Genomic DNA, 26,284 nt, shown 5'->3' with positions numbered 1-26,284 from the left:
GATGCTTTTCGGCGCATCACTTCCCCGGACGTTTTTCCGGGCATCACTTCCTTGCGGCAGCGAGCCTCGCTTCCTGGCATGTTCTTCCCAGAACCACTCTCTTTCCACTGCTCCTATTCATGGGTCAACGATGTATAATTCCGTTATCAAGCAGCCATTTGCTGTGTCTTGCATTCTTCTGAGGTCGATTGATTCTTATTAAGCACTCACTAATACGAAGGGGGTGCTACAATGCGTAGAGCATTTTTCGTTCTGCTTGTCCTGTCTGTGGCAATAATCTTTCTTACGAGTTGTCCAAGCATAAAATACTCTCTTACAATTCAGATAGGAGGCAGTGGAACTACAGATCCAACTGCAGGAGTTCACGAATTCACGAGGAACCAAATCGTTGCTGTGAAAGCGTATCCGGACAACAATTGGGAGTTTGAATCCTGGGAAGGCGAAGTAGCGTCGCCCGACTCAACCACAACAACAGTCACGATGGACAAAAGCAAGACAATCAAAGCAGTTTTCGTTGAAGATCGAGTAGCAAGCATAATTGACAAATTGGATCCTTACAACCCGCTTTCATTCCGTTATGGCGAAGAACTAATACCTCTTGTCAACAGCAAGATTCAGAAATTCCTGGCTCTTTTGGAAAGCAGTGACCCACTGGAACGCTGGGCCGCAGCTTACGCCTTTCAACGAAATCTTCTGGATGAATCCACTCTTGACAGTCTAGAAGAATACCTTCAAGATGACAACAAGACTATCAGGGCACTTATTGCAGTAGCATTCTTACTGAATGGAGATGACTCAGGAAAGCCTGTACTGGAGAGTTTACTGACTGAAGACACACCCATGATGTACAGCGTACCACCGGTACTGCTTTCAGATTTTGCTGAAACCATACTCAATGCCTATTATCCCGCCGAGTATCCATTAGCAAGCTTCTTTCCTCAGACGACGGCCGTCTCTGGAGGACCCTGCGACTACACAGTCACGGTAACCATTGTTTTCCATGGTGAAGGCGCATCAGAGACTCAGGTCGAGTCTTGGGAAACTGACGCTGAAGCCATATGGAACGGCGCGAGTGGTTCTCGAGAATGGGGTGACGGCTGCTGCACAGTAACGTTCGACTTTGACTTCTCGGTTCTTGCTGAAGGTGCAGAACCACCTGATGACGCCCATGTTGTGGAAGTCAAGAAGGTCAAAGGAAGCCACACTTCGTGGGTAGCTACTCCACTGCCGACTCCAGGATCGACTGAAACAACCACGGGTGAATGGGACAATCTGGATACTGGACCTGTCATCGCCCATGAAGTGGGCCATATGATGGGTCTAGACGATGAATACCACACAGATGACGAAGGAAATTATGTAAACGACAACCCTCAACCCGCGGGCAGTCCGCCAAGCATAATGGCACAGACCTGGGGTGGAGCACAACCCCTGACTGAACATCTGGATGCGATAATGGGTGCCGCTGGCATCGATTGCGACTGCGATTACACCCTCACTGTTAAACCCTCTTATGACATCAACATAGCTCCCGGATCGCATACCGTAACTGTCACAGTGACGCGAAAGGACGGAACGCCGGCAAAGAACTGTGATCTGGAGCTAAACATAACAGGACTCCATCCCAAGACAGATGTTAAACTGAAAACAGGTGACACTGGAAAAACCGGCTACACGTACCAGTGTGTCGTGAAGGGGCATAATGGCATAGATTTCATAGACGTGACAGGAAAATGCGGCGCGATTGGCAGTGCAATCAAAGAGTGGATCGCATTGTGGGACCTCTTCCCATTCGGTATCGATCCTTATGACGGCCAGAAGGATTATCCATATTCGATGCCGCTGCAAATCGTCTATGGAATCGAGCCGACTGAAGCTCTCGAAGCGGAGAATTTGGCGTTCAACGTTTCGGTATTTATGGGACCGGATACGCTCTTCGCAACACAGACATCGCAAACCACGATCGATACGGGCCTTCATCTCGAGCCCGGAAGCGACTTCTTGATTGAGATTGTCCCCGTTGCCCTTCCAGATGCCGAAGGAACGCCAACAACGATTGAATTCTCTACTGCTCCGTTTAATTAATCAAGAGGCGCGTGTTTCAGAGATTATTTAACCTGTCAGCAACAGCTAGACCGGTTGACTTTAACGAATTCTCATGATAGAATTAATAATGAAGACGCTTTCGAGGCGTCTTTTTTCTTGACTTTATCACTTGGACCCAGGAGATTCAACGAGCGATAAACTCACTCAAAGTGATGAAGTTCAGCCATGGTGAGCAAAGTTACTACATGAAAGCCAAATCACTACCCCTTGCTTCGAAGATTCTTTCATTAATGAAGATAACACAACCCGACAAGGTAACGCCTCAAGAAGAACTCGCTCTCTGAATACAGAGTTTGTAGTGGCAAAATTCTTAGTTTCTAAAAATACTTTCGCTTGTTTAGCTGTTTTTAGAAGATTAAGTGATAAACTCAAGCGAAGGTTTTCCAAAGCAAGCTTGGGCAGTACTAATGAGTTGCTTTCTTGACGGAACACTGCTAGTCAAATATCTTGGATATTGACTTAAGATACAGTTCCATTATCTCGTCATCATCCAGGTCTTTGGCTCCGATCCGAATGACTTCGTAGCCGCTGGCTCTAAGTATTAGTTCTTGCCTTCTGTCAAGGTCTATTTTCTCTTGCCCTTTGCCCTTATGATAAGTGTAGCCATCGATGTAGATAAGGAGTTTTTTATCAGGATATGCAAAATCTGCGATGGACGTCATATTTGAGATGGTTACCTGGTATTGAAGATTAGGATCTGGAAGCCCGAACTCCCTAACAATGTTAAGAAACTTCGCCTCAGCCGGCGACTCTAGGTTCCCATCAGAAGTCTTCTCTCGCCTGGTGCCGGGTATTTTCACCACTGTGGTAGCCCCTGCAGTTTGTATGAAGTCAAGTACTTCGATTGCTTTCTTCCTTTTGAGAACTGAATGGAAGGGTTGATTCCAGAAGCTCAGCAGGCACCTGTAACAGGCAGTCTTGCAATCGCAGGAATCAAGAAGTGTCCTTGCGGTCTTCATTACACTTTCTCTGTACTGGAACAACACCTCAATGTATCCCGAGCCACCCGGTACTGTTTCAAAAAAAGTAACGTGGTAGTTCTCTTCACGCCCGTTTATGAAGCTATCAATTTCACTGGTGCTAATATCCAGGTCAATAGATGCCCCCACCTTCATCGCTTCCATATAGTTGGCTGCCTCTTCGAAGCTCTTGAAAGGGCCCACCACCATTACGTCAGACACGAATTCTGCGTGAATGCCTCTCCTATACTCGTTAAGTCTTTCTCCTTGAATATGCTTGTTATGGACGGTTTCCAAATGTCTCTTGAAGTGATCTTTCCCACTAGGAGTATTCTCTTCTATCACCCCACATTCGGGACAAATATAGAAACCGTAGCCATAGTTAGTTATATCGCGTTTCGAACCAACGTTTATGAGGACAACTACGTCTTTTCTCCTGAAAGAAGTAATCATTCCGTCAGACTTGGCAGTAAATCCTCCCAGGTGATTTTCCTTAACGATTCCCCTTATGTCGTAGCCCATAATGACTCTACGATTCTCACTATCCCCGGGCCTGCCTTCGAGAGTCAACTTGGGGTCCGTGAGGTGTATTGAATCAAGCTTCAACTGAGCTGGGTTGTCGAAAGAAGGTTCATCGGGTTTTTCAGGCATTATGCAGTCTTCGATTATGATGAATCTCTGCCTAAAGCCCGCCTTTGTGTCAGCGTTGTAGAAGTTGTACCGTGTCGGTCGGTACTTTTTCCCTACCGCGTAGAGCCTGGAAAGCGGGGCAAATTCCCTTAGAGCGATATTGTAGTTTCTGTCTATTTCAACGAAACCTTCGTTGTCCAGACAGCGAGCAGTAACGTGGCCCCTTGCGAGTGAATAACCGGGGAAAAACCCATATTTAATCAGCACGGAGATCGTATAGAAATCACTGACTGAGTTCTCACCGCCTTGTGGATGCATAAAGGCATTCAAGTGCTTTGTAATTGAACCAAGTTCTCTCGAAGTAGAACCACGTCTAAACAACTCGGCCCTTTCGTTTATCAGGAAAACGAGATCGTCGCGTATGTGAAGAAATATCTTATCAAGCTGTTCCGGAGAACCGTTTATTAGAAAGTCTTCCAGTTCTCCCTCCACCGACTCCCTTAACGTCTTCAAAGCTTCAGGTGGCCAGTACTTGAAGAAACGCTCTAACTCTTCTCTGAGAAGCTCGTAATGTCTGTCTATCAGTTCTTCCAGGGGTTTGGAGAAACAAAATAGGTTCTTAAGCGTTTCAGCTGCATTATCCGCAAACAGGTCTATCCCGTTGAAGAAGGCGTTTATGTAATTAGGAAGATAGGCCTCCATCAATGCTTTGTCTTCTATATTCGTAACGCTGTGAAGTTTCGTCGTGATTGCCGAATGACAGTGTTTAGCAATTAGCGGGATATTCACCATAGAGAAGGCTGGGACCTTTATCTTTCCTGTAATCATCTCTTCCGGTCTTGAAAAGAAGTACAGATCGTGGGAGCTTCGCCCGCAGTATGCAGTAACGACGGCTATCCTGTGTCGCCTTCCGGCCCTTCCAGCTCGTTGATCGTAGTTTGCCGGTGTGGGCGGAGCATTTCTCAAAAGAACCATATCCAGTTTCCCTATATCCACTCCCAGTTCAAGTGTAGGAGTTGCCACAATGCAGTTTACCGTTCCATTCTCATCTTTGAATTCCTTCTCGATTCTCTCCCTTTCGGGTCTGCGAACCTGGCCGGAATGTTCAAAGGCCCTCAGACTTCTTGTCTCTCTGTTTGATAAGTGTCTCTTGACGTTATAATCATCCGTATCAACTGATACATCAGTTAATTGACCATCACAGTTGTGCCTGGGGCAAACCAGGCTGGGCGTCTTTCTGAAGGTTCTCGTACCACACTTTTTGCACTCGTAAAGATGAGGAAGATTATCGTCTTTGCTCTTAGGCGCCTTAGTGAAGTAAATGGCGTCGCTGTTTATTGCAAAATGTGAGTTCTCGCGTTCGACTAGGACCCTTTCATCCACCAGAAAGCGCCACAGCTCCCTTAGAAAATCATCTGTGAGATCCTTCTTTTCCGGAAATGCCTTTTTCATAAACCTCTGATAATATGAAGTCCCACTGTTTGAAATCCACCATTTGAGATTGCTCTTGCTATTGTAGGTAGGGGCATTCAGGATGTAAACTTCGGGGCCGAACCACTTGCTAAGGTTGATATAACCGCTAGCAACTCGGGGATCACGGTTTGTTATTCCGAGAAGCTTATGGCTTACACCTGTGTTCACTCTCATATGGTCTAGAAGATTTTCGATTATTGCCAGTATCTCTTCTACAGGGGCTCCGAATTCTTCTGCCCAGTGTTTCACGAATTCCTTGCTGCTAACTACATTCCCGTAAGTAAGTTTAACAAGCCCAAGGTTCTCAAGACTTCCGCGTCTATAGCGGGGCATAAAGAAATCTTCTAGAAGAAACCATTCTACAGAATCTTTGAAGTAATTAGGCCTCATTGCATTTTCAACTTCAAAGTCTCTGTACTCACCCTTTTCACGAATGCGTTCGGCTATTTCTCCAGCCAGTTCATCGCTTGTGTATGCTCGGTCCTTTTCTAGAACAGCGTAGAGATAGTCTCTGAGCCTAAACCGCTTCGACCTCTGGTTTATGAAGGCTGCCTGGAAGGCGGCCTCCTGTCTGTTGTCCGTGAATACGAGAAGCTTTGCCGCATCTTTGGAAACAGAATTTAGCATATTCTGAGCGAGAATTAGAATGTCTAAAGCTTCATTTGAAACAGAGGGCATTAGGTTCGAGGATCTATCCTCTTCATCATCTTTCCCTAGCGAAACACCACAGGAGAGGCATCTAAGCCGTGCTGCAATTGGAACCTTCTTCATTTGAATAAGTTTGTCTGAACCACAAAGAGTATTCATACATTTCTGCACAGGTGCTTCGTGGACGGTCCCGCATTTCTCACAGACCCATACATTTTGACTGGGGTAGGCCTGTTCGTCCCCGGTAATTACATCTGTAAGGAGAACCATCCGGCTTTCTTCAGGCTCATCCCCCATACCAACGGGTGTGTAGAAAGTGACTCCTTCAGCCTGGTTAGCAGATGCCGAGGGAATGACAAAGTAATGCTGGCCACATCTAGCACAACCGTAAAGGCTGAAATAATAGTGGTCCTGAAGCTCGTCTATATCGTTCAGTATTATCTGTCTCTGGCCATCTACAAATGCGACCTTCAGGTTTTGAATGCCCCTTACGAAGAAGTGGATCTTCGGGCGGAGCAAAGGTTCGTTGTCTTCTTTTACTATGAGCCCGGCAAGTAGATAGGAATATATCTCCGCCGCGAGAGCATCATTGCCAGCATCTTTCCTCCCAGCTAACGTCCTGATTCTCTCAACAGCCTTTTCCAGAAGTGTGGGCTTGCTGAAAAGTTCCTGCAATTCGCTTATGATAACGTTCTTCTTCAATGTCGTGTAAGCGTTGTCTTTGTTTATGGTCTTGTAAGTCAACTGTGTCAGCAGCTTGTAGAATTCTGGCCCCGGTTCTCCATCTTCAGGAATCTGAGAAACCTCATATACCATCTGTTTTAGAATTTCTCCGGGATCTCTGGGAAATAGCGGAACGTATTCATCCGGTTCTCTTTCGAGCTCTATGTAAGACTCGGTTACCAGCTTAATATCGTTTTGTTCAACACCAAAGAGTCTTGAACCGAAGCGTTTTACTACCGTTTCAGGTTCTTCGTCACGAGAGGCGACCGTCGCAGAGGTGCCAATGAAGGTGATGTTTTCCGGATGCGGAACAACGAGCTTCAGTCTTCTGAGAAGACAGGCCACTTCCGAGCCAAGTTCTCCGACATAACTATGAACTTCGTCCATAACGATGAACTGTAAATCGGAGTCTCTGAAAATATCTAGATCCTTGTTTCGAAGAAGCAAATGCTCAAGCTGAGAGTAGTTTGTGAGCATTATCTGGGGAGAGTTTTCGCGGATCTCTTCTCGACAGAGGCGTTCTTCCCAGGGTGCCAGTGTACCCTTTATGACCTCTTCGAGCTGCTCTTCCGTAAACCTCACCATATTTGCAGGTCTCCGGATATTCGAAGGAAGGGTTTCAGGAGTGTCTCCGGTGTATCTGGCAAACGTCACGCCGGTTCCTGCAAGCATCATTCTGAGTCGTCTTAGTTGATCATTTACCAGAGCGTTCATAGGGTAAATAAGAAGCGCCAGCAGTTTCTTCTCCTGTTGTTTCTTCGCCCGGTCGATTATTGGAAGTAGGAAGGACTCGGTTTTTCCGGAGCCGGTACCTGTTGAGACTATGGTGTGATGTTTGTTTACAATGCTCTCGGCTGCTTCTTCCTGATGCTTATGTAAGTTTTCGTATGTGAATACTGTATTCAATACCGGATCAAGGTTGAGTGCTTCCGTGAACTCTTTTATGCTTTTGCCTTTTACGAAAGGGCGATTTAGGTAAATGTATGGTCCATTAACCAGGCGAGATCCTCTTAGAAGATCATAGGCTATTAGGTCTTTGAGTTGATTCTCGAGACTCTCATCTGCGATATTCAGGGTACTTATAAGAAAGTCTGTAAAGCTCTCGAAGGTCTCTTTACTGAAGACTACCGGGTTAATGGACATAGGACCACCTCTGAATCATTCGATATTCTGGATCAAATTTCTTAAGGAAGCAAGAACCTCATCAATATAGATTTCCTCCCTGAAAGAGTTTAGGCCTGTATTCTTCAAAGTACTTCAAGGCCAGGTCTCTGGATAAGTAAGTCCCATACTCTTTTTCCTGTTCTCGTTTCTCTATTGGGAATGTAGTGAAGATATACTTCAGGTCCTCATAGTCAATGCCGTAGAGATGGGCAGCTATTGCATCAAGTTGGGCCATATAGTCAAGTCTTTCTTTCTCGTTCCACGGTCTGGGTTCTATCTCGTAGCCCATATCTTTCACGAAGGGCTCCATATCATAGGAGTAGTTCACACACTTAACAAGCCGGCGGATAACGGAATCTTCAAGGCAAGTGTCTCCAGAATCCAGTCCGGGGAGTTCTTTGAACTTTGAGGGGTCGGGCACCGGTAGCTGATAGAGTGTGTAAAAGTTAATATGTTTGTTCTGAAGCTTCCTCTTTGTTATGTAATCAATACTATGACTCGCAATCAAGGCCAATAAACCTAGAAGAGATCGGCCGAGATGACTTACTAAGGTTAATGGGGCGGTGTTTCCAAAAGAAACTCTTGGTACCAGAGCACCAATCATAGTTCTTCTGTTTTCGATATTTGTTGTGTCCCTAAATACAATAACCCACTTTCTGTTCCAACTCTTAGATATATAGAAGACCTCACTTTCACTCTCCTTAACAAAATACCTTGTCCTGGGAAAAAACCACGGATCGGTTTTCTCCTCAGCAGTACAGGCGGTCCAGTTGCCGTCATCTGCTATGTGGTTATAGCGGCTATCAAGAATGTAGAAAGTCTTGCCCTCACACAGTGGAACATATCTTTCTCCCTCTTTCTCGTAGTAGATCCAGTTCTTCTTATAACCTCTCCCTATAAGCTCCTGCTCTCGAACGAACTTGTCGGAGTCGTTTGACATATGGAATTGAGTCGAGACTTCTATATCGTAAGGGTTATCCGTCTTACCGTCTTCGTACTCCCTCAGAAGAATCTTGCTGTTACGGTAAATCTTCAGTACCAGATCCATATCTCTTTGCGTTCTAAGCATTGGAGCTGTCCCAGTATTGGGGTTAACAAGGAGCAGCTCTTTGGTGGATAGGGAAAGAGGTGTTTTTGCGTATAACTGTCCTACATTAGTCAAGTAGAAAAACATCCTTGTAATAGATGAGCTCCCCAGAACTACTAGGCTGAATCTATTCTGTCTATGGTTCCGGAAAATTCCTTCCGCATTGGTGAAATCTGCGAGCAAAGCCAGCAATTTATTCTCGACAACATACTTGAAGAAGACGCTGTTTCCCTTGTCTGTCGCAATTCCTGTTGGAACTATCACGCCCGATCTTCCCTCTTCTTTGCGCATCTTCAAGAAAAGCTCGGCGAAGAGCTGGTAAGTGTTTAGTTCGCCTTTGCCTGTCAAACTGTATAGAGTTCTATTAGACACGTAATTGCCTGTGGATGAGTATTTCTCCAGTTCCTTCATATACGATCTGAACAGCTTTGGGTTACTTGTTTCTAATCTTGCTATAAGTGCCCGTCTTTCATTAGTCTTCTTGCTGGAATAAACTTGAAGGTCCTTTCCTGCGAAATACTCTCTTTCCTTAAGCTTCAGCACTTCCCAAGGCGGATTCCCTATAACCGCATCGAAACCCCCTGCCTCGAAGACATCCGGAAATTCAAGTTTCCAGTGGAAGAAGCGTTGCTCTTCGCTTATCCGTTCTGTCCAGTTAATGTGTTCGGAGACTTCCATAAGGACCGATCTGTTATCCTGGTTTTTGTCTATTCCCTGGTAGAGATCCTGAAGCTCTCCGGTTGTCAACGGAAGGACTCCATCAATCTCATTTGCGAACCACTGAGCTACCCAAACATTAGCCTTAAGCTTCTCTGTTTCATAATCTCTGTTCCTAAGGAACTGCTCTTTGTAAACCTGTTCCTTGGCAAAATAATCTTCCGTTTCTCTTCCAGCGACATCTATCCGGTGTGAGACTTTTGCGAGCTCACTCGTTATTCTCGCAAACTCATTGTCCGGAGAGCCTGTAAGAGAGAACATACTACTCTGATGCTTCGCCTGGCTTTCCTTCTTGGTAGGTTTGTATTTTGCGTTTGCCTTTTTCAGTTCATTGAGTCTAGTTTTCCATTCTTTACTGGCGTTCCCCGAAGCCTTGTACACCTCCGGGTGAATAACGCTTGTATCCTCCCAGCCGTGAAACACACCCACAAGAGAGTTACCACACTTCAGCTTATGATCGAGGAATGTAAATGGCTTATCTTTGGAGAAGGTATTAAGCCAGAGAGACATCTTCGCGAGCTCTACGGCCGTTGGGTTTATGTCCACCCCGTATATACAGTGTTCAACAACGTTTCTTCGTGCAAGAATCTCTCTGTCTGAATCTGGAATCTCAGTATTTTTGCCCTCTATTTCCCAGGCCTTCAAGAGCTTCTCTGCGACGAAATTCGTTGCCTGTACGAGAAAGGCTCCTGAACCCATAGCAGGATCGACTATCTTCATTGAAAGAATCTCAGAAGAACTCTTTACCCTGTCTTTCTCTTCATCCATACACAGCGGTCCAAGCGTTTCCTTAACCAGATAAGTTGTCAGCTGCTTTGGAGTGTAGTAACTCCCGCTAGACTTTCTGGCACCGGAGGATGACATATAATAGGCACCCTCCGGTATGAGCCTTTCATCTTCCGGGGCTAGTATCACCCCATATTTGGCTACCCTTGCCTGTACCGAATTATCTGTAGCATCGGAGAACGAATCCGGAATGTTGCTTATCTTTGAATCGACCTCTTTCAGTAGCGCCTTTATCTCTTTTGGTGTACGTTTTTCCAGTTCACTAAGAGGAAGAACGAACTTCTCCTTGGCTGTAACCACCAGCGGTTCACTTGCCCGGGAAACGGTGTATCCCAAGAGGCCTTCATATACGTATCCTATCTGTTCGACGTCTATTGCAGCATAACTTAGCCTGAGGCCTTTCATATACAGGAGATCGTGGAGAATATCCCTTACGCCTCTGTTGTTAAGTTTAATTCTCTTGAGAAGGGGAAGAACACCTTCCGGGGAGAAAAGGGCGCCACCGTGAGCAGTTATCTTCAGCTCCTGGTGATCTGAGCCGTAATAGATAAGGTTGAACAACGCAAGTATCCTGTACCAGGCATCCAGTCTGTATGAGGAAACCGACTCGAAGTCGATGTCTCCCAGCGAAGACCTCTCAGTCTCGAGCGAATTGGCTAAATGGATTAGGCCGTAATTGTCATCGTACTCGGGGAATCCGTGAGGAAGCAGAGAATTCTCTTCGGCATACAGTATGAAGACTAACCTCATAACGACCTTTATCACTGCTTCATATATCTTGTCCGGCTCGATGTCTATTGCACTCTGGTTTGTATAATCGAGAATCCTGTTAATGACTAGATATACCTGATCGGCCAGAGCGTCAGTAACTTCAGCTTGCTTCTCGTGACTTTCTTTGACTATGTTGTAAAGACCTTTCTTCTTGCTTGGAAGGAGGGTCTCTGCGTTCAGGAGATTTCTGAAGGCCTCGAAGGTTGATTCTTCTTCAAGCCAGTCACTTTGCTTCCAGGATATGTATGCTGCCGAAAGGCCTTCCTCAACGAAAAACAGTCTGAACTCATAACCGTTAGTGAGAAGCCCCAGAGGGCAGCCTGAAAGTCTAAGCAACGTCTCGAATTTTATATGTTCACTCGCCCGCCAGGTTCCACTACCGACTGGCTTTCTCTTGTCAAGCTCATTGTATTTGTCCAGTGTCTTTATTATGAAGACCGGTGTTTTTCTATCGTCAGATAGGAGAACAAAGTCGGAAGTGAGTTGCTCATCGTGATCACTTTCCTTGACTGAGAAAGCCGAAGCATCTCTTCCGAATTTCCAGTTGTTTGGATCGTGAGCGAGAATGTCGAAAAGGAGGCCCTTAACCAGATCATTAACAGAGAAGCTTTCGCTGTTGAAGCGGTCAATAAACTTTCGGAGTCTGAAGAGTTCGTCCCTGCTGATTCCCTCTGTCTTCTCGAAGTGATCGCGATAAATGACTTCAGAGACCAGCAGGCCCGACATCTTCAGAACGCCAAACCAGTCGAATTTGGTCTTCATTGTTGTGCTCATCTGATCATCTCCTCGGGAATGATGAAGCAGAGAGCGACAACATTGACCAGAGGATCGCCTTTGAGTGTGTATTTCTCTTCTATCTTCTTTGGAATCCCCTCAAGCTGGGATTTTAGATATTCCTGTCTGTTCTTCAGAAGACGAATGTCTTCGGAATACTGCATCTGATCTTCGAACATCGTTCCTTCGTATCTACTTAGCTTGTTTATCGTCTTGTCTATCTCTTTCGCTCGTTCCTTTATCATTTCCAGAAGTGTCGTCTTCTCGGTTGAGGTCACTTCTTTCAATTCTCTGTTGAGTCTGTCTTTCCAGTTACGTTTGAACTTCTCGACAGTATCCTGTATTGCTTTCTCATTCATCTTCATTACCTTTTTCAGGTCGGGGACGAGCGAGGAAGCCCTTTGGTTAAATACTGCAAGAGAATCGAGATGATGGAGGCTTGAGGTATCCGAAACCGGGAGGAACTCCCCCTGCTCGAACCTTCCGCCAATGACATCCACTTCTTCAACAAGTGGTTGTGAGAGCTTGTTGATCGCAAGAGCCCTAACATACAGAAGCACGTGAGGAACATCCATCTTCCCTGAAGGAACTACCTTGCAGGTTACCTTGTTCAGTTTTTGGTTTGTGCCTTCAATCCCCTTTGACCATATATTCGCTCGGAAGTACGTTATGGCCTTCTTCACAAGTGGGTGGTTGGGATGAAGGTGCTGGGCCTTGGCTCCAGTTGGCGGTACGAAAGATAAGAGTCTTGTTCTACCGTCCTGGAAGATGTATTTTTGAAGCTCTTTCCAGCCGTCAGGCAGTCTCTCTATCTTGTACAGATTTCCTTCTACAGGCTTAACACCTGAGGAAACACCGTTCAATTTGATAGCGCTATCTAGCAGCTCTCTAACTGTGTCCGGGGTAAGATTGAGTTTCTCTCTCGATTCGGCTATCTTCTGGCCGAGGTTCGCGGCCTCACTCCTGACGTCCAACAGGTCTCTTGTCAAATCATCTCTCATCGCGTCCAGTAGTTTTTCGTCCATCTTCTCAATCCCGAGCATCTGCTTCTGAATCTTATCTGCGATCACAGGGTTCATCGTGGTCAAATCTTCGCGGATCTGTTCCACCTTTCTCACTATAGTTTTCAGGAACTGGCTATCTGAATCGTTTTTGTATACGGGGTGATATATGGTGACGTCGCGAGACTGACCGTGTCTGTCTATTCGGCCGTTTCTCTGTTCGAGTCTTATTGGATTCCAGGGGATCTCCATATGGAACATATATCTGCAGTGTTGCTGAAGGTTTATTCCTTCAGAGGCGGCATCGGTTGCGACGAGTATTCTCGCGGGTGATTCGTCTGGATCGGTTTCGAACATCGCCTTTATGGCCTCTCTTTTTTCCATTTCCATACCGCCATAGAGCTGGAGGATTCTCCCCTCTTCAACACCGTGATCGATCAGCTGGTCTGTGATGTACTCCATTGTGTCTTTGAATTCGGAGAATATGACGACTCTTTCGCGGTTCCAACGGCCGTTCTCTTTGAGGTTGTTGTCTATCCATCTGATAAGCTCTTTCGCTTTACTGTCTGGCTTGTTTCTGAGGCGGGAGGCAACGCTTATAAGTTCACTCAGGTAGTTCTTCCCGTTATCGGTTGCCGTAGCGCTTATTAACTCCTGTTCTGTTTGCTCTCTGACGACATCATTATCCCAGTCTTCGTCAAGCCTGTCCATAATCAGCTGGAGGTACTTCGGAGAGTCTTTCGCATCGTTCAAGTGTTCCGTGTGAACTACAATTGAATTGTAGAAAGCTCTTGGTGAAGAGAGAAGTCTCTTCTTCAGGATCGTCATAGCGAATTCGAGAGGCCTGTTTTTCTCGCCGTTTCCTCCGCCACGCACCCTTTGGTGAATGTATTGATTGAGCAAGCTCAACGACTTCTTCTCGTCCTCTGAAGGATCTATGTCTAAGGGAACGATCTCTCTGCCTGCAAACATTGCACGACCGAGAGAGTCTTTAACGCCTGTTGGGCCCCTCTTCAATCTTCGTACCATTATTCGATCTAACCTTCTTTTGAAGCTGGCTTTATTGAGCGCTGGATCTTCCCCTCTGTTGAAGCTTAGAGGATCCAGCATATCCAAAAAGGCGACAAAGGATTCCTTTCGTCCATTGTGGGGAGTTGCGGTAAGGAAGATCTTATGCTCGAAGTGTCTTCCTATCTCATTGAGCATCTTCGTCCTGTCTGAATCTCGATAGTACTTCTTCGTTGGTTGGGGCATAGCGTTGTGGGCTTCATCTACTACCAGGAGATCCCAAGAGCGGATATACTTACCTGAATTAACCTCGCAAGAGCGGAGAAATTCTGTCTTCCTGCCCTCCATCTTTATGAAGTCCATTGAGGCAATTATCCTGGGGTAGGCTAACCAGGGGTTGACGTTTATCCCGTACTCCCTCTTGAAATTCGTTATCTGGTTGCTATCTACTATTTTGAAGTCAAGTCCGAATTTATTTTCCATTTCCCACTGCCACTGGAGCTGTAAAGATGCCGGGCAAACAAGAAGTATCCGGCGAGCTTTGCCTCTCAGAATGAGTTCCTGGATTATCATACCTGCTTCAATTGTCTTACCCAGGCCAACATCGTCTGCTATGAGAAGGCTTATCCTTGGCATAGACAGAGCCTTGATCACTGGCTCTAGCTGAAATGTCTGCTGCTGTATGGCACCGTAAAACGGAGCCCGAATAACACCCCCGCTGAGTATGCTCTTGTTTGTCCATCTCAGGGCATTGACGAAGCTGTCGAATACAGTGGGAGTGTCGAGTGAATTGCCAATGTCGGGGAGTATGTTTTCGGGCAGAACCTGGAAGTCAACTTCTCTTTCAAATACGACGGATGTCTTGCTTCCCTGATCCGAATCTTCTAAGCTCTCTAATGTCACCAGCGTTGCGGGGTTAGATACTACATCGTCAGAGAACGAAACATCACTGATAAGCCAGATTCTGTCCCTAACTCTGGCAAGTCTTCCAGCTTCCGGGATATTAGCGCCCATACTACACCTACCCTGCATATTCTCGCTATTTCTTCTCTGTAACTGAAGTTTATCATTATTGGGTATTAATTCCGAAACCTAACAGATTAGCCGTTTATTTTATCCGAAATCACCCCAATACTTATGGCCGGCCCGGGAGAAGCTTTTATGCGCGCCAGGCTGGATGTTTGATAAGAGAATACCACTTCGGAAATCAACCACAATCGCCAACAACCTTCAGTGACAGGAATTCACGGAACAGAGTTTGACTTTGTATAGAATGTAACAAGTGCTATATTAATTGAATGAGTGCATTGCACTTCTTTCTGTATATTGCCTGAGTCTTCACGTGCGAGGCCTCGCTATGTGGGTGAAAGTATGAAAAGCAGATTCTTCGGATTTTGTTTGCTCTTGTTGCTAACAACTGGCATTTTTCTATTGACAGACAGGATGTCCTCCTCATCAAAATAGACTTCCCACAGTAACTAAGGTAAGTGGGCCGACCGGAGAGGTTTCTCAGAGCAGTAGCACATTCACTTAGAGTGGGAACGATCCGGATGGGACGATTACAAACTACGAATATAGAAAGGATGGGGGGAGCTGGACAGGCTTGGAGTCTATCTTATCCCTCAAATATCTCGGTTTAACCACTGAGTAATGGTGTCTATGTCTTATCCTGAGCTGCTTGCGTACATATCTAGTTGCCATACCCTGACTCGGGAATATTTTAGTCACGACTGTTGCGCGCTCGAAGATCCGCCCGAAAATGATGGTAACCGGATACCCGGTAAAGGTACTCTGGCGTTCATCGCTTATGAAATAGAACCTCTTCATATTGTTCTCGGGCAACACTTTCTCCAGGTAAACCGATGGCATTTGAGGCCTCCGTGTCTAAATTCAGTAATTTAACATAAATAGATAACATCACATATTAAGTAAAATACAAAATTGAATAGAGCAAACAGAAGAGTTAGAGTTTCGAATGAAGCCTTTACTGGGATTGGGATAGGAGAGAACAGATGAATTTAACATAATATCCTTGTGTTAAATAGAGGCTGGTTATTAGAAAGCTTGAGTTGGATTTCTGTTTAGTCAGAAAGAAGTTTCCATACCACTATGGTTCATATAAGAGCCGTCCTCCGTTGACCGTCCAAGAGCAAGGACCCGTCCTCCGATAAGATCAAAGACCAGATCCTGACCAAGAGCACGTCAGGATGACCAGTTGAGTTGGTTCATACAACATAACGTCCTGCCCCTAGAAAGCTTCTCCCTCCTGGCGAAGCCAGCCATGCGTCCCCGGATGGTTTTCCTGAAATTATTCTAGTCGTGATTGTGCTCTTGTTTGTTTATAAGCACTTACCAACCACCTACCACCAGCCACGGCTCTTAGCATACCACTATGGTTCATATAAGAGCCGTCCTTCGTTGACCGTCCAAGAGCAAGGACCCGTCCTCCGATAAGATCAAAGACCAGATCCTGACCAAGAGCACGTCAGGATGACCAGTTGAGTTAGTTCATACAACCTAACGTCCTGCCCCTAGAAAGGTTTTCCTTCCTGGCGAAGCCAGCCATGCGTCCCCGGATGGTTTTCCTGAAATTATTCTAGTCGTGATTGTGCTCTTGTTTGTTTATAAGCACTTACCAACCACCTACCACGTACCACCAGCCACGGCTCTTAGCATACCACTATGGTTCATATAAGAGCCGTCCTCCGTTGACCGTCCAAGAGCAAGGACCCGTCCTCCGATAAGATCAAAGACCAGATCCTGACCAAGAGCACGTCAGGATGACCAGTTGAGTTGTTTCATACAACATAACGTCCTGCCCCTAGAAAGCTTCTCCCTCCTGGCGAAGCCAGCCATGCGTCCCCGGATGGTTTTCCTGAAATTATTCTAGTCGTGATTGTGCTCTTGTTTGTTTATAAGCACTTACCAACCACCTACCACGTACCACCAGCCACGGCTCTTAGCATACCACTATGGTTCATATAAGAGCCGTCCTCCGTTGACCGTCCAAGAGCAAGGACCCGTCCTCCGATAAGATCAAAGACCAGATCCTGACCAAGAGCGCGTCAGGATGACCAGTTGAGTTAGTTCATACAACATAACGTCCTGCCCCTAGAAAGGTTTTCCTTCCTGGCGAAGCCAGCCATGCGTCCCCGGATGGTTTTCCTGAAATTATTCTAGTCGTGATTGTGCTCTTGTTTGTTTATAAGCACTTACCAACCACCTACCACGTACCACCAGCCACGGCTCTTAGCATACCACTATGGTTCTCACGCAACAAGAGGGCGGAGACATCTCAAAACTCCATCAGACAAGTTTCCATACCACTATGGTTCTCACGCAACAATTAAGGTCGCCGCAAGATGTCCGGAATATGGAGAAAGTTTCCATACCACTATGGTTCTCACGCAACACCCCCGGCGTGCAGCGCAAATGTTGGCCGAAGCCATGTTTCCATACCACTATGGTTCTCACGCAACGAATTCGCCGGTCAGGGCGCCATTGTAAACCCGGTACGTTTCCATACCACTATGGTTCTCACGCAACTCAGAGAGAGCGATACATATGTATCTCCGTATCTCTTGTTTCCATACCACTATGGTTCTCACGCAACCGCTTCTATTACAAAGATATTATACAGGTTTTTGGACGACAGAATCAAATAAATGGAAAGATCTTCAAAGCAACATCGAATTTGACTTTCATCGATTTTCTTGAACTTCATTTGAGATGAACTCATTGATTGTTGATTGGGTCATTAAATAGGGTCAGACTCCGATTTATGCTTTGGCGAAGAGGATTGTTGAATTCCGTTTGCGCTTGGATTCAGAATGATTACATGAAGCTGTTCATGAACCTTGCGCTCCACAAGCTAGTTTGGTGTTTTGATTCATCTCTTTGAGATCTTCCTGAAGTAATCGGTGTTTTTTGTCAATTCAAGCCTCTGCATATCCAGATGCCGAGAGAGATTATCTTTTCTCAAGTTCTTCTTCTACAATCCTGTAGAACTCTTTTCCGGCATGTCTTTCCATCCAGGGCATGTGACCGCATCTTTCCAGAAGTCTGAACGTGAAATTCTCAAGTACCCTTGAAAGCGGGATCTCGACACCCTCTGCCGGATGAGGGTCGTAATCGCCATGGACTGCGAGAACGGGACAGCGAATCTTCTTGCCGTTCTCGAGAAGCTCTCCGCTGCGCCTCATCTCTGAGGCCTCTGTCCATACGCTCTTGTATATTTCTGCATCGATATTGACTTCGACTCTTTCGGCATCTTCGAGAAGATCGAAGTGGTCTGTCTTGGCCAGGAGTTTTCTGAACTCAGATAGCAGTTCTCTATCTTTCAGTTCTGCATTGTTCAGGAGGCTCATGAGTTTTCCCGCTCGAGCCTTTTCTTTTGCGCCAAGACGGTTCAGGCGAGTATTCATAATACCGGAAGCGTGATGCTGCTCGAAAGGACCGCTGCTTATGAGTACTATCCTATCCACGAGATCGCTATGCTCCGCCGCAAACAAGAAGACGAGCCAAGCTCCCCAAGAATGTCCCAGAAGAATAACCGGGGAAATGCAGTAATTCTCGACAATCTCCCTCAACTCTTCTATCTGTCCGGACACTGTCTTCTTTGTCTGATAGGGCTCCAGAACTCCTCGTCTCTTTCCCAGCTCTTTCGCAAGAGGTGCAACTGCCCCTGCCGCTCCCGGTTTTCCATGAGCGACTACAACTCTGTATGGAGGATCGCCGTGCATTCTGAGATTGTCCATCTTCTGAACCTCCAACTGAATGCGGTCTTATTTGTGTCCAGCGATTGCCAGGCATTTACAACTCAGGCAAGTCAAGCTTAGCCGAAATCGGCGAAAAATGGGACAGAAGAGAGGAACTCGTCAGTCCCTTTTTTCGCCTCGTATGAACTGGATGCCGAAGCCGTATTCCATCGTTTTCTCTGAGCTCTGCCGAGGAATGTCCTGATACTACTAGCTTCTATCGAGAGCATAAAGAGCAGCATATAGTCCGCTCATCAGTTGTATCTGAACGAGTTTCTTTATGGGGATAATCGTGTACTCGAGTTCCTTCTCCAGTTTGTCGCTCATGTCCTTCATGTACCGATATGCTTTCTCTCCGGCAGCTTTGAACTCACCGTCGTTCGTCTTCTCGTAGTTGAGAAGCATGATCCTTCTGAGCATTCCCCACAAAAGCATCTTGTAGGTCTTGGAGACCTGCTGGTTGTCGAAGGCCTCGGCCACCGTCGCTTTCTTTTCCAATTCCTTGGCGGTCTTCGCCCAGTTCTCCTGTACAGGGAGGTGTCTTTCGGAAGATTCGAGGAAGTCATCGAGAGCAGTCCGAATAGGAGTGTCGACCACGAGCCTGTCCTTCAACGGGAAGTAGATTTCTTTTATCTTCTTGTACTCCTGCTTTGTGTCTTCGAGATTGGCCAGAACGAGATCCCTCCTGATGAACTCCGTTTCGGAAAGATCTTCAATCTTTGGATTGTAATAATACGGGACTTCACATACCAGCTCAAATACCTTCTCATTGAATTGCTTTCCGTATTCGTAGCTGCAGGTTCCCGCCTTCCCGATTATTTCAGCCGGATCTCTGTCTGTATTGGCTGCGTAGTAATCATAGGTGTCTCTCATCGTCGGCATCTTGTAGACGGCCTCGGCGAGTTTGACTGCATACGGCATCTCCGGCTCGCCAAGAGCTGCCGGGATATTCTGGTCTTCGTAGGCCTTCTCGAATATCGGATAAAGGATCGGAGCATCGTCGGATATGTAGTTGTAGACCCCGCCAAAACCAGCATTGTGGAGGCTATATATGAAGATCGGCTTAACCTCTTCGATTATGTTCATCAGAGCCCTTGTCTCTGGAATCGGATCGTTGTTGTCGAGAGTCTTGTACTTTATGGGGAAGGTCCATTCTACCTGCTGAAAACTCGCCGGCCTGTAGAAGTTCAGCGCGTAGTTCAAGGGCGTGTAAGGTCCTTTGAACCAGCCTTCGTTCAACTTCGCCCCGTCGTTGTCAGCTACCTTCACTATGTACCAGCTCACGTCCTTAAAGGTATTTCTGAAGGCTTTGTTTTCGACCAGCTGCTGAGATAGATAGTCGAGCATCATGCTTCCTATCGGTTCATTTGGATGCGGAAAACCATACATCAATATCGCCCTGGAACCGTTGCCAATCTTTAGGCAATAGATAGGATCTCCGGCCATCGATTCACCTATCTTGTAGAAGCTGGCAAGATCGGGATACTGCTCCGCGAGTTTTTTGCTCGATTCGTTCAGCTCGTCGACCGTCTTGAAGTATTCGTATTCCGGTACATTCTTGATTACCGTTTTAATTGAATCCATAACTACCCCCTTTATACAAAGTGACAGGCGACCTGCCTGTTGTTGTCGCCTGTTTGGAGCTTCGATTTCTTGACAGTGAATCTTTGGTTGTAATAGCTTCCTGGAAGAACGCATGAACCAAGAGTCTTCTTGAGAAGGACATCTAAAGTATAACCCGTTCTAATATAAAAAACCCTCGAACGAATCGAGGGTTCTTGGTCGGGGCGACTGGACTTGAACCAGCGACCTTCTGCGCCCCATGCAGACACGCTTCCAACTGCGCTACGCCCCGTACTCGAAGATTCTATCACAGTTGGGATTACCTTTCAAGAGAGGAATGACTCCGGGAGCAGTTTGCAGACACCCGTAACCCTCTCTGAGAGCTCCTATCTGACTTCAAAGGTTATGTAGTCGAGTTCTTTGCCGTTGTAATCCGAGTCATTCAATCTGAAGTCGTAGAACCCACGATCTAGAGGAGCCGTGAAAACAATCATCCCGTCTGTTCTGCCCCTTATGTATTCGTAGGCGATATCGTGCATATCGTTATCGGATTCGCTTCCATGAGGGATATCCGATGGTACTATTCCTATCCAGGCGTACGTTTCGAGGCCTTCTGTTCCGTAGAAGTACAGAGTGATCTCTTCGCCCGGCGCAAAGACGTCTTTGTAAAGGCTCATATAGGCTGATCCCAGAGGTTCCTCAACTTCTGCAGTATAGATAACACTCTCGATCTCATCCAAGTAGAATTCGTAGATCGAACCGTCCTTCAGAGTGATTACCAATAGACCATTCGCAAGCGCCGCAACACACAGTGCCGCAATTATCAGTAAAGCAAGAGTCTTTTTCTTGCCGCACCTCCTATATGATGATTCTCTCACAATTGCTCATTAGGACGGCCGCCGCTTCATGCCTCCCTCAAGAACTATTGTTTCACCAGAAACGGATGGACAGTCTCAAAACAGGAGGCATTTTAGTCATTTCTTTCCGGCAAAGCCGTGAAACTGATCTCCCCTTGAGGAAGAGCAAATCAGATCGCAGATGCTATCATAACTCAGTCTTGTTCGAATGCTATAATATATGTTAGATGAATATAGGTAAGGAGGTAGTTTTTGTGAAGATCGCAATTCCCATTGTTGATAATAACGGTATCAAATCCAAGATTTCAGAGCATTTCGGTCATTCTCCGTTCTTCGCATTCGTAACTGTGGAGAACAACGAGATTGTCTCTCACGAAATCGAAGCGAACCCTTTCGAACAGCACGAGCCGGGCGAGATTCCAGGCTACGTGAAGAGTAAAGGCGCCAATGTGATAATAACAAGAGGCATGGGCGGCCGGGCAAGACAGTTCTTCGAGACGCTGGGCGTACATGCCATTACCGGAGCCAGTGGGACCGTCGAAGCGCTAGTAAGAACCTACATTGAAGGCGAACTTTCCAGCGTTGAATACGAGCCCGAAGACCATGGAAAGTTCCACAATCACTAGAAAAAAGACGACGGAGCATATATGAGAAGTATTAGAGGAAGACGAATGGGGATGGGCAGATCATGGATCGAGTTGTATCTGCTTCTCCTCATCGCTGAGAAACCGAGCCACGGGTATGAACTGTCTTCTAGAATCAACGACTTCGAGATCCCTATCTTTGGTGTCGGTCAGATGGGCAGTCTTTACCGGGTGCTCGGGAGTCTCGAGGAAACGGGTCTTATAACCTCTGAATGGGATACTGAAGACACAGGTCCAGCCCGGAAGAATTATAAGATAACCGAAGCGGGCCTTGAATATCTTAAATCTGCCGAAGTCAGGATCAGAAGGTTCAAAGACAATATAGATAAGTTTCTTGAAAGGCTTGAAGATCTAAAGAAAGCATGAAGCCCTGCGACGCAGGGCTTTACTTCACATAAGCTGCCGGATTGTCGAACAGCTTGAACAGTCCGCCTGTATGGATAAAGAGAACCCTCTTTCCGGCAAATCTCCCTCTAGAGATTTCGAGCATGCCTCTGAAGGCTTTTGCCGTATAGACGGGATCAAGGAAGAATGCTCTCTCCTTCGCGAGTTTCTTTATGAGATCCATATCCTCTTCCGAAGGCACGGCGTATGCCGGTCCAGAGAAGTCATCGACTATTTCGATTTCACTGCCTTCAAGCGATACGGCTATCCCGTACTCTTTCAGGCCTTCTATTAGTTGTTTCGTCTTTTCCACGAATAAGGACGAGGGATCTTTCGTGACGTTTACGCCGATCACTCTGGTGTTATATCCGAGCGATTTTAGACCGGCCACGAGGCCCGCATAGGTGCCCGCGCTACCAACCGCTGTGAAGATGGCTTCGACACCGTCGAGATTAATTTGTCCTGAAAGCTCTTTGACAGCATCCACATATCCCCTGGCGCCAAGCGCGTTTGAGCCGCCCTCGGGGATCAGGTAGACTTTGCTGCCCTTCTTCTCGTATTCTTCCTTCTTCGTGGCGAAGATCTCGTCTATCTTCGAATACTCTTCTTTTGTCACATAATGGATATCGCTGCCCACCATTGTATCAAGAAGAACATTCCCCTGGGGGATCTCCATCGGCCTTCCCCTGAGGAAGAGAACAGGCTGCATTCCGAGCGATCTAGCGGCAAGGGCCGTTGCCCTGCAGTGATTAGACTGAATGCCCCCGCAGGTGAATACCGTATCTGCCTTCTTTTCCAGAGCATCTTTCAGAAGATACTCGAGCTTCCTGATCTTGTTTCCGCTCGTAATGAAACCCGTTAATTCATCATGCTTGCAGAATAGTTCGAACGGAAGTTCGAGGTACTCTTCAATCCATTCAAGCCTGTTCACAGGAGTAATGCTGTTAATGAACTTGAGTTTCAAGCTCTCACCCCCTACTCTCTCTCATTTATATTAGAGACTATGCTGTTCAGTTTTTCAATTCGCTCCCATGGCGGCGGGTGGGAATAATTGAGGGCCGCATATAGCGGATGTGGACTCAGGTTTGACAGGTTGGACGCGGACAGGTTCTTCAGCGCGCTTATCATGGGCAGCGATGTGCCCAGCATCTCGGCTGCATACCTGTCGGCTTCGAACTCCCATCTTCTGCTTATTAACGAGTCTATCCAGTCGAGCATCGTGAAGACCGATGAGAGGAAAACACCTGCGTACAGAAGAGTGGTGAACTTCTTCTCAATTCCGAAAATACCAGAAGCCAGAGGGCTTTCGACGATCAGCCAGAGCAAGATCACCGCAAAGGCTGCAGCAGCATTTGAAACTAGCATCCCCTTCAGGATGTGTTTGCGTTTAAAATGGCCTGCCTCGTGTGCGAAGATCGCCTGTATCTCTTCTGAAGTGTGCTTCTCTAACAAGCTGTCAAATAGAACGATCCTTTTCGCGCGGCCTATCCCTGTGAAGAAGGCGTTTGTGTGGCCGGTCTTTCTCGAAGCATCCATGACTAGGATCGACTTCACTTCAAAGCCTGCCTTTTCGGCGATAGCCCTTAGCCTGCCCTTAAGGTCTTCATCATCGAGAGGTTTGAGCTTGTAGAAGATGGGCAGGATTACTGTTGGAAATATCAGCTGGGCCAGAAGCTCGAAGACTATGACACCGATAAGCAGATACAGCCACCAGTAAGCAAACGAGTCGACGGCCAGTAGAACCAGAGTTACTATGGGGATACCGATTACAGCCACCAGGCTTATTCCCTTCAGCTTGTCCGCAACGAACGTTCCCGGTGTCATCCGATTGAAGCCGAATCTCCTCTCGAGAACGAACGTTGAATAGATAGAGAAGGGCAAAGTGATGATAAAAGCGGTCGCTCCAATGACGATGAAGAACAAAAGCCCCTGAATCACGAACCCTTCCGCCGCTCTAACCGCTAAGGATTCAACGGCTCTGAAAAACCAGAAGATGCCTATGCTCAACGCTGCAAGACTCACAATCGATGAGGTGATGGCAAGAGAGCCCTTTGCCCTCGTGTAATCCACGGACTTTCCAATGAGGTCATCGTTGAAGACGTCGCGCAAGTTGTCGGGAAGGGATACCCTCGAGAGTCTAGCGTTCCTGTAGTTTAGAGACAGCAACGTTAGTTCAAAGAGACTGATTCCATAGACAACGAGAAGAAAGACAATCTCGAAGCTAGCCATCTACTTCTTCTTTCTCTTTCATGTACTGCTCTACTTTCTCTTCATCCAGTCTCTGAATCTGTCCTTTGGATGCAGGTCTGAATTCCTCGGTTTCGTGAAGAGCTTCTCCCAGAGGGCACCTTTTCTCGGGATTCTCTATTAGGTAGTTCATTAACCCGTCTTTGTCTACGAAGATCTTGTAGAAGACCTTCGTTCCGTCGGTCAGTTCATAGATCCCGCATGGTCCGTTGAACAGCGCCTCGGCTGCCCGGAGGTAAAGCATAGCGTCATTGAAGGAACTGAAAGAAGCTCGAGGGCCGTGCCTTTCCCGCTCGTCGTCATCCATACAGATCGCCCTTCCACAGGTGGAACAAACGTATTGAACGTGGTTCAAGAGGCATTCTTCGGGGTTCTTCAGCGGCGTCGCCCTACTGTCACTAGAGTAGCATTCGGGACATTTCAACTCACTCACCTCCAATACACTATTTTACGACATTGTGGCGATCTCTGAAAGCCTCCATTCAGATTGACGTTTTGATCGGAATAATTCCACTCACTTCTCGACTTTGGGGATTGGCAAACCGATAAGTGTCTGATGTTGGAAGCCCAACGTGAAGAGGCAGTTATGGAGTCAGTGATGTTATTATTGTCTGAGCGGGCTATCTAGTGACCAATATCTTTGAGGGGGCGATCTAGTGGTCAATATCTTTGCCGGGTGGTTTTCTGCCCTCGGACTCAGTGAGACTTTTGACTTGGTACTTGCCAATATAGTTGTTGGAATAATCATGATAGTCGTGGCCTTCTTATCCAAATACATCTTCGAAAAGGTCCTGATTAAGCCTATTGAGCTTATTGTGAGAAAATCTGCATTCAAATGGGATGACCTTCTCGTAAAACACAAACTGCTCAACAAGATTGCCCTTATGATACCGGCCATCGTCATTGCGCTATTCGCTCCTGCATTTCCCGCGATAAGCGACTTAATCTACAGGCTGGTAGCCACATATCTGATATTCATCGCCGCCGTTGTGATCGACGCCCTCCTGGACGTTTTCACAAGCGCTTATCAGTCTCTGGAAACCTCTAAGGATAAGCCGATAAAGAGCTACATGACCGTTGTGAAACTAATGGTGTATATCATAGCCGGCGTCGTTGCGGTGTCCGTTCTGACGGGGATTTCTCCGTGGGGTATCCTGAGCGGAATCGGTGCGATGACCGCCGTCCTCCTCGTCATATTCAGGGATTCGCTTCTCGGGCTCGTCGCCAGCATCCAGATTTCTAAGAACAACCTTGTGAGCATCGGGGACTGGATAGAGGTTCCAAGATACCAGGCCGATGGTGATGTAATCGACATTACCCTTACAACGATAAGAATTCAGAACTGGGACAAGACGATAACTACAGTCCCTTCATACGCGATAATCTCTGAATCGTTCAAGAACTGGAAGGGGATGTTTCAGGCCGGCGGAAGGCGAATCAAGAGATCTGTCTACATAGACACCTCTTCCGTCCGCTTTCTCGATGACGACCTGTATGACAGGCTGTACAAGATCCAGATTCTGAGACCTTACCTCGAAAGCAGGAAGAAGGAGATCGAGGAGTTCAACAGAATGAACGAGGTAGACGTAACCGAACCGGTAAACGGCAGAAGGATGACGAACATTGGGACTTTCAGGGCATACCTGACCGCCTACCTCAGAAATCATCCCGGGACAAACAAAGATCTTATCATGATGGTCAGGCAGTTGCAGCCGACCGACACCGGGCTGCCTCTGGAGATATACGCCTTCAGTAGAGACACATCATGGGTTAACTACGAATCTCTGCAGTCAGACATTTTCGATCACATCTTTGCTACACTCCCTCACTTCGATTTGAGGGTATTCCAGAATCCTTCGGGAAAGGACCTGAGGGCAATGGGAGATCTTCTTGTCGGCAAGAGGCAAGGGCATGAACAGGATAACTCCGAGCAACTCTTTACGGAAAGCCCGCAATTGCACGCCGAAAAGGATACCTGATTCAAG

The 26,284-nt window shown here is 46.8% G+C and carries 14 protein-coding genes, 1 tRNA gene and 1 CRISPR repeat array; of the genes, 4 read left to right on the top strand and 11 right to left on the bottom strand.

Annotated elements, in window-relative coordinates; all coding sequences use genetic code 11:
• Window positions 1–231 precede the first annotated feature (231 nt).
• Complete coding sequence (locus RJ60_RS13460) at window positions 232–2,085, top strand: hypothetical protein (RefSeq protein WP_103135059.1); 1,854 nt, start codon at window positions 232–234, stop codon at window positions 2,083–2,085.
• A 455-nt stretch (window positions 2,086–2,540) separates the two neighbouring features.
• Here the strand turns inward: RJ60_RS13460 and RJ60_RS13455 are convergent, their stop codons facing one another.
• From RJ60_RS13455 to RJ60_RS16360, 8 genes are all read right to left on the bottom strand, one after another.
• On the bottom strand, window positions 2,541–7,682 hold the full coding sequence (locus RJ60_RS13455; protein WP_103135058.1) for a DEAD/DEAH box helicase: 5,142 nt from the start codon (window positions 7,680–7,682) through the stop codon (window positions 2,541–2,543).
• A 61-nt stretch (window positions 7,683–7,743) separates the two neighbouring features.
• On the bottom strand, window positions 7,744–11,838 hold the full coding sequence (locus RJ60_RS13450; protein WP_103135057.1) for an Eco57I restriction-modification methylase domain-containing protein: 4,095 nt from the start codon (window positions 11,836–11,838) through the stop codon (window positions 7,744–7,746).
• Complete coding sequence (drmD, locus tag RJ60_RS13445; protein ID WP_180979961.1) at window positions 11,835–14,861, bottom strand: DISARM system SNF2-like helicase DrmD; 3,027 nt, start codon at window positions 14,859–14,861, stop codon at window positions 11,835–11,837. The genes RJ60_RS13450 and drmD overlap by 4 nt, the downstream gene beginning before the upstream one ends.
• 552 nt (window positions 14,862–15,413) lie before the next feature.
• Complete coding sequence (locus RJ60_RS16590) at window positions 15,414–15,716, bottom strand: WGR domain-containing protein (RefSeq protein ID WP_103135055.1); 303 nt, start codon at window positions 15,714–15,716, stop codon at window positions 15,414–15,416.
• Between the two features lie 1,379 nt (window positions 15,717–17,095).
• Window positions 17,096–17,460: direct repeats of the CRISPR family, unit length 30 nt; unit sequence GTTTCCATACCACTATGGTTCTCACGCAAC.
• A gap of 355 nt (window positions 17,461–17,815) precedes the next feature.
• Window positions 17,816–18,604: an alpha/beta fold hydrolase gene (locus RJ60_RS13435; protein ID WP_103135054.1), complete on the bottom strand. Its 789-nt coding sequence runs from the start codon at window positions 18,602–18,604 to the stop codon at window positions 17,816–17,818.
• A gap of 210 nt (window positions 18,605–18,814) precedes the next feature.
• Complete coding sequence (locus RJ60_RS13430) at window positions 18,815–20,188, bottom strand: M14 family zinc carboxypeptidase (protein ID WP_180979960.1); 1,374 nt, start codon at window positions 20,186–20,188, stop codon at window positions 18,815–18,817.
• A gap of 195 nt (window positions 20,189–20,383) precedes the next feature.
• Window positions 20,384–20,459 (bottom strand) — tRNA-Pro (locus RJ60_RS13425).
• 94 nt (window positions 20,460–20,553) lie between these two features.
• On the bottom strand, window positions 20,554–21,045 hold the full coding sequence (locus RJ60_RS16360) for a hypothetical protein (RefSeq protein WP_258006342.1): 492 nt from the start codon (window positions 21,043–21,045) through the stop codon (window positions 20,554–20,556).
• Window positions 21,046–21,278: 233 nt separating this feature from the next.
• On the opposite strand from RJ60_RS16360, the gene RJ60_RS13415 reads away from it, so the two are divergent.
• Together RJ60_RS13415 and RJ60_RS13410 are read left to right on the top strand one after the other, a co-directional pair.
• On the top strand, window positions 21,279–21,650 hold the full coding sequence (locus RJ60_RS13415; protein WP_103135052.1) for a NifB/NifX family molybdenum-iron cluster-binding protein: 372 nt from the start codon (window positions 21,279–21,281) through the stop codon (window positions 21,648–21,650).
• 45 nt (window positions 21,651–21,695) lie between these two features.
• A complete protein-coding gene (locus RJ60_RS13410) occupies window positions 21,696–22,034 on the top strand; it encodes a PadR family transcriptional regulator (protein WP_258006341.1) in 339 nt (112 codons plus the stop codon).
• Window positions 22,035–22,053: 19 nt separating this feature from the next.
• Here RJ60_RS13410 and RJ60_RS13405 read toward each other — a convergent pair whose 3' ends face one another.
• Genes RJ60_RS13405 through RJ60_RS13395 form a run of 3 tightly spaced genes read right to left on the bottom strand, consistent with a single transcriptional unit; the run spans window position 22,054 to window position 24,723 of the window.
• Window positions 22,054–23,016, bottom strand: a complete 963-nt coding sequence (locus RJ60_RS13405) for a 1-aminocyclopropane-1-carboxylate deaminase/D-cysteine desulfhydrase (protein WP_103135050.1) — start codon at window positions 23,014–23,016, stop codon at window positions 22,054–22,056.
• 11 nt (window positions 23,017–23,027) lie between these two features.
• Entirely contained in the window at window positions 23,028–24,281 is a 1,254-nt protein-coding gene (locus RJ60_RS13400; RefSeq protein WP_103135049.1) for a M48 family metallopeptidase, read from the bottom strand.
• The gene (locus RJ60_RS13395; protein WP_103135048.1) at window positions 24,274–24,723 is read right to left on the bottom strand and encodes a hypothetical protein; all 450 of its coding nucleotides are present in this window, start codon (window positions 24,721–24,723) and stop codon (window positions 24,274–24,276) included. Before RJ60_RS13395 ends, RJ60_RS13400 begins: the two co-directional genes overlap by 8 nt.
• 232 nt (window positions 24,724–24,955) lie before the next feature.
• Between RJ60_RS13395 and RJ60_RS13390 the strand changes: the two genes are divergently transcribed.
• Entirely contained in the window at window positions 24,956–26,278 is a 1,323-nt protein-coding gene (locus RJ60_RS13390; RefSeq protein ID WP_103135047.1) for a mechanosensitive ion channel family protein, read from the top strand.
• The last annotated feature ends 6 nt before the right edge of the window (window positions 26,279–26,284 follow it).

The organism is Mesotoga sp. B105.6.4, assembly GCF_002896535.1.
Classification (GTDB): domain Bacteria; phylum Thermotogota; class Thermotogae; order Petrotogales; family Kosmotogaceae; genus Mesotoga.
Note: the sequence above shows the minus strand (reverse complement) of the source record. Positions and strands in the feature narration are given on the sequence as shown.

Bases quoted from the DNA above. Each gene is read 5' to 3' on its own strand.
- RJ60_RS13460 (WP_103135059.1), top strand. From the start codon at position 232: ATGCGTAGAGCATTTTTCGTTCTGCTTGTCCTGTCTGTGGCAATAATC.
- RJ60_RS13455 (WP_103135058.1), bottom strand. From the start codon at position 7,682: ATGTCCATTAACCCGGTAGTCTTCAGTAAAGAGACCTTCGAGAGCTTT.
- RJ60_RS13450 (WP_103135057.1), bottom strand. From the start codon at position 11,838: ATGAGCACAACAATGAAGACCAAATTCGACTGGTTTGGCGTTCTGAAG.
- drmD (WP_180979961.1), bottom strand. From the start codon at position 14,861: ATGGGCGCTAATATCCCGGAAGCTGGAAGACTTGCCAGAGTTAGGGAC.
- RJ60_RS16590 (WP_103135055.1), bottom strand. From the start codon at position 15,716: ATGCCATCGGTTTACCTGGAGAAAGTGTTGCCCGAGAACAATATGAAG.
- RJ60_RS13435 (WP_103135054.1), bottom strand. From the start codon at position 18,604: ATGGACAATCTCAGAATGCACGGCGATCCTCCATACAGAGTTGTAGTC.
- RJ60_RS13430 (WP_180979960.1), bottom strand. From the start codon at position 20,188: ATGGATTCAATTAAAACGGTAATCAAGAATGTACCGGAATACGAATAC.
- RJ60_RS13410 (WP_258006341.1), top strand. From the start codon at position 21,696: ATGGGGATGGGCAGATCATGGATCGAGTTGTATCTGCTTCTCCTCATC.
- RJ60_RS13400 (WP_103135049.1), bottom strand. From the start codon at position 24,281: ATGGCTAGCTTCGAGATTGTCTTTCTTCTCGTTGTCTATGGAATCAGT.